This window comes from Pseudomonas sp. 2VD (assembly GCF_005503585.1).
In the GTDB taxonomy this organism is placed as follows: Bacteria; Pseudomonadota; Gammaproteobacteria; order Pseudomonadales; family Pseudomonadaceae; genus Pseudomonas; species Pseudomonas aeruginosa.
Map to the genome: position 1 here is coordinate 1 of NZ_SCND01000625.1, position 1649 is coordinate 1649.

Below are 1649 nucleotides of genomic sequence, written 5' to 3' on the forward strand. Positions count from 1 at the left end.
TGGAAGAGGTCGAGGTGAACGGCGAGAAGGTCCTCGCGCCGGTGGTCTACCTGGCCCAGGCGGAGGGTCGGCTGGCACCCAACGGTGCGCTGATCCAGGGCCGCGACGTGAAGCTGGTGAGCGGCGGCGACCTGCATAACGTCGGCACCCTGCGCGCGCGGAACGACCTCTCGGCGACAGCCGACAACCTCGACAACAGCGGCCTGATCGAGGCCGGCAAGCGCCTCGACCTGCTCGCCGGCGACTCGATCCGCAACCGCCAGGGCGGGGTCATCGCCGGGCGCGACGTGAGCCTCACCGCGCTGACCGGCGACGTGATCAACGAACGCAGCGTGACCCGCTACGACAGCGCGCTCGACGGCCGCACCTGGGAACGCAGCTTCGCCGACAGCGCCGCGCGGGTGGAGGCGGCGAACAGCCTGAACGTCCAGGCCGGACGCGACATCGCCAACCTCGGCGGGGTGCTGCAGAGCCGCGGCGACCTCAGCCTCGACGCCGGACGCGACGTCACCGTCGCCGCCGTCGAGGACCGCCAGGGCCAGACCCGCTGGAGCACGTCGCGGCTACAGAGCGTGACCCAGCTTGGCGCCGAAGTCAGCGCCGGGCGGGACCTGAACGTCAGCGCCGGGCGCGACCTCAGCGCAGTGGCCAGCGCCCTCGAAGCGCGCCGCGACATCGCCCTCTCCGCCGGGCGTGACGTGACCCTGGCGGCGGCGGCGAACGAGGAGCACAGCTTCGCTACCGGCAAGAAGGTGACTGCGAAGAACGATCGGGTGGAACACCAATCGACCGTGGTCAGCGCCGGCGGCGATCTCAGCGTGCAGGGCGGCAATGATGTGACCTTCGTTGCCAGTCAGGCGAAGGCCAGCAACGAGGCCTATTTGTACGCCGGCAACGACCTCAATCTGCTGGCGGCTCACGACGAAAGCTATTCCTACTACGCGAAGAAGAAAAAAGGCTCGTTCGGGCGCAGCAGTAGCCGGATGAGCGAGAGCGAAACCAGTACCGTGGTGTCGTCGTCGATCCAGGCGGGACAAGGGGCGGAACTGGTCGCTAAGCGTGACGTCAACGTCGAGGCCTCTTCCGCCTCCAGCATGAAGGGCGAGCTGACGGTCGTGGCGGGGCGCGACGTGAACCTCACGGCAGCTGCGAACAGCTACTCCAGCGCGTCCGCGAAATCCAAGTCCGGAGGCCTGGGGCTGTCATCCACCAGCAAGGCCAACGCCCAGTCCTCTTCCTACACCAGCGTTCAGGGCGCTACGTTGAGCGGCGATACCACCGTGGTGCAGGCGAGAAGGGACATCTCGGTGGCCGCCAGCAATGTGGTTTCTACCGGGAAGACTGCGCTGCGTGCCGGCAACGACATCATCATCGACAGCGTGGCGGAGACGTCGGAATCGCATCGCAGCGAGTCGAAGAATAAGTCCGGCCTGATGAGTTCCGGAGGGATCGGCATCACGCTCGGCACGGCGAAGAATGCCTCGACGCAGGACACCCGTACCGTCGTCAACCAGGGCAGCACCATCGGCAGTGTGCTCGGCGATGTCGACATGCGGGCTGGCAAGAACCTGTCTATCACGGCTTCGGATGTGGTGGCCGGCAAGGACATCAACCTCGTCGGGCAGAACGTGAGCATTCTCGCTGCCGAC

At 66.8% G+C, this 1649-nt stretch carries 1 protein-coding gene; it reads left to right on the forward strand.

Annotated elements, in window-relative coordinates; all coding sequences use genetic code 11:
* Positions 1-1649 (forward strand): hemagglutinin repeat-containing protein (locus tag FFS27_RS32520; RefSeq protein WP_171019286.1); only part of this gene is annotated, 1649 nt, incomplete at both ends.